Below are 5,360 nucleotides of genomic sequence, written 5' to 3' on the forward strand. Positions count from 1 at the left end.
GGCCGCGACGCCCGGCGCACACGGCTTCGGCCTCGCGATGGCGCTCGTACCGCCGCTGCTGCTCGCACTCGGCGCGGCGCTGCGCTCGCCGCATCGCGCGTGGCTCGTGCCGGCGTGGCTGCTTGCTGCCGCCGCGCTATGGGTCGCGCGCGTGCCGCTCGCCCGGCATTTCGAATGGGGCCTGTATCTGGAACACGCGAGTTTCAACCTCGCGATGGCGCTGCTGTTCGGCCGCACGCTCGCGGCCGGCCAGGTGCCGCTGTGCACGCGCTTCGCGACTATGATCCACGGCGCGATCACGCCGGCCGTCGCGCGCTACACACGGCAGATCACGCTCGCGTGGACGCTGTTCTTCGTCGCGATCGCCGCCGTGTCGACGCTGCTGTTCGCGACCGCACCGATCGTCACGTGGTCGACGTTCGCGAACTACCTGTCGCTGCCGCTCGTCGCCGTGATGTTCGCCGCCGAGCATGCGTGCCGGCGTTTCGCACTGCCGCACGAACCGCGGCCGCGCATGGTCGATGCGGTGCGCGCGTATCGCGCGACGACTCACGCATCGCAGCCGTCACGATGAATTCACGGCCGGCGCCGCGCGCCGGTCTTCGCTCCCGTTTTGACCGATTTATGCCGACTCACCCGCTGGTTTTTCATTCGTCGCCGGACCAGACGATCGCCTGGCGCGACGGCGCGCCCGTCACCGTGCGCGCGTTCGTCGCCGACGTCGCGCGCGTGGCCGCCACGCTGCCCGCCGGCGGCCACGTGTTCAACGTGTGCCGCGACCGTTACCGCTTCGCGGTCAGCCTGTGCGCGGCGCTCGTTGCCGGCAAGATCAGCCTGCTGCCGTCGACGCACACGCCCGAAATGGTCCGCCAGCTCGCGTCGTTCGCGCCCGACGCGTTCTGCCTGCACGACGCGCCCGACTGCGCGATCGACCTGCCGCGCTTCGCGTACCCCGATGCCGCCCCCGGCGAACTCGCGAGCGATGCGCCGTTCGTCGTGCCGCAGATCGACGCGGCGCGGATCATGGCCTACGTGTTCACGTCCGGCTCGACCGGCGCGCCGGTGCCGCACCGCAAGACCTGGGGCTTCCTGGTCGGCTGCGTGCGCGCGGCGGCCGACCGCCTCGGGCTGCTCGACGGCCGTGCGGCCACGCTGATCGGCACGGTGCCCGCGCAGCACATGTACGGCTTCGAGTCGACGGTGCTGCTCGCGCTGATCGGCGGCCTCGCGTTCAGCAATCGCCAGCCGTTCTACCCGGTCGACATTCGAGACGAACTCGACGCGATCCCGCAGCCGCGCGTGCTCGTCACGTCGCCGATCCACCTGCGTGCGCTGCTGGCGGCCGGCCATGCGCTGCCGCCTGCCGCGCTCGTGCTGTCGGCCACCGCGCCGTTGTCGGAAAAGCTCGCGTGCGAAGCCGAGGCCGCGCTAGACGCGCCGCTCGTCGAGATCTACGGCAGCACCGAAACCGGCCAGATCGCGACCCGCCGCACGTCGCAAGGCGCGACCTGGGCGTCGTTCCCGGGCATCCGGCTCGACGCGCGCGACGATCCGGAAAGCGATGATGGCGAACCGACGATCTGGGTGTCGGGCGGGCACGTCGAGGCGCCCGTGCCGATGGGCGATGCGCTCGAACTGCTCGGCGACGGCCGGTTCCTGCTGCACGGCCGCAAGGCCGACCTCGTCAACATCGCCGGCAAGCGCACGTCGCTCGCGTACCTGAACCATCAGCTCAATGCGATTCCGCAGGTGATCGACGGCGTGTTCTTCATGCCTGACGAAGCCGCGCCCGCCCACGCCGGCGCGGGCCTCGAACCGGTCACGCGCCTCGTCGCGCTGGTCGTCGCGCCGACGCTCGCGGCCGCCGATCTGCAGCGCGCACTGCGCGAGCGGATCGATCCCGCCTTCATGCCGCGCCCGCTCGTGTTCGTCGACGCGCTGCCGCGCAACGAAACGGGCAAGCTGCCGCGCGACGTGCTCGCCGCGCTCGTTGCGCAACATGCGCGTACTTCGGCCGCGCCGACGCCCGTGCGCGACCCGGCCGGCGCGCCTGCGTCCGCGCTCGGGTTCACGATCCCTGCCGATCACCCGGCGCTGCCCGGCCACTTCCCCGGCCATCCGGTCGTGCCGGGTGTCGTGCTGCTCGATCACGCGATCCATGCGATCGGCACGACGCTGGACCGTCCGCTGCACACGTGGCGGCTCGGGTCCGCGAAATTCCTGAGTCCGGTCGCACCCGGCGAACCGCTCGATCTAGCTTACGACGCCGCAGCCAGCGGTGCGATCCGCTTCACGCTGCGCGCCGGGACGCGCGAGGTCGCGAGCGGCGTGCTGTCCGCGCCGCCGGCCGCGCAGGATGGCGCGCAGCCATGAAGCGCACCGCGTGGGCCGAACGTCAGGAGCGCAGCAATGCGGGCTTGCTGCGCGTGATGACGTGGATCTCGCTGCGCTTCGGCCGGGAGCGCGCGCGCGTCGTGCTGCACCTGATCGCGACGTATTTCGTGCTGTTCTCGCCGGTCGCGTGCGCAGCGTCGCGCGACTACCTGCGCCGCGTGCTCGGCCGCCCCGCGCGCTGGCGCGACGTGTACCGGCACGTGTTCACGTTCGCGGCAACGATCCACGACCGCATCTACCTGATGAACGGACGCTTCGACCTGTTCGACATCCGGCTGCACGGTGAAACGCTCGTCGACGACGCGCTCGCGGGCGGACGCGGCGCATTCCTGATGGGCGCGCACCTCGGCAGCTTCGAGGTCGTGCGCGCGATCGGCCGCACGCACCCGGACCTGCGCGTCGTCGTGACGATGTACGAGAAGAACGCGCGCAAGATCAACGCGACGCTCGCCGCGGTGAATCCCGCCGCGCAGCCGGAAGTGATTCCGCTCGGGCAGGTCGACTCGATGCTGAAGGTACGCGAGCGCCTCGACGCGAACTGCATGGTCGGCATGCTCGCCGACCGCACGCTGCTCGACGACGCGGCCGCGTCGCTGCGCCGGCTGCCTCTGCTCGGCGCGCCGGCCGCGTTCCCGCTCGGGCCGCTCTACATGGCCGCGATGTTGAGGCGGCCGGTGATCTTCATGACGGGCCTCTATCGCGACGGCAACCGCTACGATGTGCACTTCGAGACGCTCGCCGATTTCTCCGACGTGCGGCGCGACGCACGCGCGGCGGCCGTCGACGCGGCACTCGCGCGCTACGTCGCGCTGCTCGACCAATACTGCCGCGCGGCACCGTACAACTGGTTCAACTATTTCGATTTCTGGCAAGGCAGCGATGCCGCGACCGGGACCGGGACCGCACGCAGCGACGCGGTGCGCGCCGGTGCCGGCCTGTCCGCCACGAGGGATTCCGACGCATGACCGCCGTTCGCCGCTGCCTGCCCACGCTTCCGTCCGCGCTGCGTCGCGCCATCCGCACGCTGACCGTCGCCGTCGCGGCGACCACCACCGCGTTCGCGCTGACGGCCGCGCCCGCGCAGGCAGCCGACACGGCACCGGCGTGGAACCTCGACCAGTTGATGTCGACGCTTGCGCAACACAAGTCGGGGCGCGCGACCTTCACCGAGACGAAGTACCTGTCGATCGCGACGCAGCCGGTCGAATCGTCCGGCGAACTCGTGTTCGTCGCGCCCGACCATCTCGAGAAGCACACGCTGAACCCGAAGCCCGAACACCTCGTCGTCGACGGCGACATGCTCACCGTCGAGCGCAACAACCGCAAGTTCACGCTCGCGCTCGCACGCTATCCGGAACTCGGCGCGTTCATCGACAGCATCCGCGCGACGCTCGCCGGCAACCGCTTCGCGCTCGAACAGGTGTACAAGGTCGCGCTCGCCGGACGCGGCGACGACTGGACGCTGACGCTCACGCCGCTCGACTCGCGGATGCTGAAGGTCGTCAGCACGATCACGCTCGACGGCACGCGCGACGTGTTGCGCAGCGTCGAGATCCGGCAGGCCGACGGCGACCGTTCGGTGATGCGGCTGCAACCCGTTCCGGCGAACCCGAACTGATGGACGAACGCACCCGCCCCCTCGCGTCACCGGTCGCACGCCGCCTGCATGCGCTGCGGCAGCGCGCGGTGCTCGTGTGGCTGCTCGCGCTCATCGCGTGCGGCGTCGCGATCGGGCGCGCGCACTTCACGGCCGACCTCTCCGCGTTCCTGCCGAGCGCGCCGAGCGCCGGGCAGCGCGTGCTCGTCGACCAGTTGCGCGACGGCGTCGTGTCGCGGCTGATCCTCGTCGCGATCGACGGCGGCGATGCCGCCACGCGCGCCGCGCTGTCGCGACGCGTCGCCGGTGCGCTGCGCACCGATCCGCAATTCGCGGCCGTTCACAACGGCGAAGCCGCGAACGACGCGCGCGACCGCCAGCTCATCTTCGATCATCGCTACCTGTTGAGCCCGGCCGTCACGCCGCAGCGCTTCAGCGCCGCCGGCCTGCATCAGGCGCTCGGCGACAGCCTCGACCTGCTGAGCTCGTCGGCCGGCCTCGTGGCCAAGGCGATGCTGCCGCGCGACCCGACCGGCGAAGTCGCCACGTTCGTCGACCCGCTCGACAGCGCGGCGGAACCGGCGAGCCGTGACGGCGTGTGGGCGTCGCGCGACGGCACGCGCGCGGTGCTCGTCGTGCAGACGGCCGCCGCCGGTTCCGATACCGACGCGCAGGCCCGCGCGATCGACTCCGTGCACCGCGCGTTCACCGCCGCGCAGCAGGCCGTGCCGAACGCCGCCGCGGCCACGCTCGCGATGACGGGCCCCGGCGTGTTCTCGGTCGACACGCGCGACACGATCCGGCACGACGTCGAACGGCTGTCGACGGCGAGCGTCGTGCTGATCGTCGCGCTGCTGCTGACGCTGTACCGTTCGCCGCGCACGCTCGCGCTCGGCTTGCTGCCGGTGCTGACGGGCGTCGCGGCCGGGATTGCGGCCGTCAGCGTCGCGTTCGGCACGGTCCACGGGCTGACGCTCGGCTTCGGCACGACGCTGATCGGCGAAGCCGTCGACTATTCGATCTACCTGTTCGTGCAGTCGGCGCAGGCCGGCACGCTCGGCACGGCACGCCCGGCCGACGCGACGCGCGCATGGGTCGCCGCGTACTGGCCGACGATCCGGCTCGGCGTGCTGACGTCCGTGTGCGGGTTCGCGTCGATGCTGTTCTCCGGATTCCCGGGCCTCGTGCAGCTCGGGCTGTATTCGATCGTCGGGCTGACGGCCGCCGCGCTCGTCACGCGCTTCGTGCTGCCGCACCTGCGCGGCGAACATGTCGCGATCCGCGACGTGTCGCGCGTCGGCGCCGTGCTCGCGCGTGCGGCCGACGCCGCGCCGCGGCTGCGCTGGCCGCTCGCCGCGCTGGTGATCGC

General features: G+C 71.7%; 5 protein-coding genes. All 5 read left to right on the top strand.

The window, feature by feature from the left end:
* The coding region (locus tag F3J15_RS36815) for a hypothetical protein (protein WP_240161549.1) at positions 1-574 on the top strand (574 nt) is incomplete at its 5' end.
* A 50-nt stretch (positions 575-624) separates the two neighbouring features.
* Entirely contained in the window at positions 625-2,373 is a 1,749-nt protein-coding gene (locus F3J15_RS36820; protein ID WP_166897652.1) for an acyl-CoA synthetase family protein, read from the top strand.
* Positions 2,370-3,359, top strand: a complete 990-nt coding sequence (locus F3J15_RS36825) for an acyl-CoA synthetase (RefSeq protein ID WP_166897655.1) — start codon at positions 2,370-2,372, stop codon at positions 3,357-3,359. Before F3J15_RS36820 ends, F3J15_RS36825 begins: the two co-directional genes overlap by 4 nt.
* On the top strand, positions 3,356-4,012 hold the full coding sequence (locus tag F3J15_RS36830; protein WP_166897656.1) for an outer membrane lipoprotein carrier protein LolA: 657 nt from the start codon (positions 3,356-3,358) through the stop codon (positions 4,010-4,012). The genes F3J15_RS36825 and F3J15_RS36830 overlap by 4 nt, the downstream gene beginning before the upstream one ends.
* Positions 4,012-5,360, top strand: a 1,349-nt coding sequence (locus tag F3J15_RS36835; RefSeq protein WP_166897660.1) for an MMPL family transporter, incomplete at its 3' end; no start/stop codon positions are given. The genes F3J15_RS36830 and F3J15_RS36835, both read left to right, overlap by 1 nt.

It is taken from the genome of Burkholderia sp. Ap-955, from assembly GCF_011753045.1.
Taxonomy (GTDB): Bacteria; Pseudomonadota; Gammaproteobacteria; order Burkholderiales; family Burkholderiaceae; genus Burkholderia; species Burkholderia lata_D.